Here is a 491-nt window from a genome sequence, read left to right on the forward strand (position 1 = left end):
TTTCTATTGGCATTGTTTGCGGCCTTTCTCACAGCCTCATACTCTGCACCCTCCAACAATCGAAATGGCACTTGCGGCGTAGGACTCCCTCAGGATAACCAGCCCAATCTATAATTGAAAAACTACCATTATTGATAACTTCCAGCTCTTTCGCAAGCTTTCCATCTAGCTGCCCAAGCTTACCTATCCTCCCAACACCTACTGCCTCGCCAGGCCCAGGAATTAACAGCGTCGCAAGGTCAACGGCATTTTTAGTGCTCTGCTGTGCCTGACCATAAACATTATTTTGCAGGCCGAAGACAAGCTTCTGACCATCGCTGATAACCTTCCAGCCACCAATTATATCTTGAGGTTCTACAAATGGATCGAGCGTGTTATTGACCACATCCAGCGCATGGCCAGAAAAAACCTAAAAACGTAAAAACGGGGACCGTAAAAACGGGGACACCCATTAGCCGGTCTCAAGTCAAGGTCAAAAGCCACCTCGCCCT

1 protein-coding gene is annotated in these 491 nt (G+C 48.1%); it reads right to left on the bottom strand.

Annotated features, from left to right (window positions below; translation table 11 throughout):
• Positions 1–28 precede the first annotated feature (28 nt).
• Positions 29–385 (bottom strand): hypothetical protein, encoded by a 357-nt coding sequence (locus K675_RS33455; protein WP_198291687.1) that lies wholly within the window; start codon positions 383–385, stop codon positions 29–31.
• Positions 386–491 lie beyond the last annotated feature (106 nt).

The organism is Pseudomonas fuscovaginae SE-1 (assembly GCF_000364705.1).
Taxonomy (GTDB): domain Bacteria; phylum Pseudomonadota; class Gammaproteobacteria; order Pseudomonadales; family Pseudomonadaceae; genus Aquipseudomonas; species Aquipseudomonas fuscovaginae_A.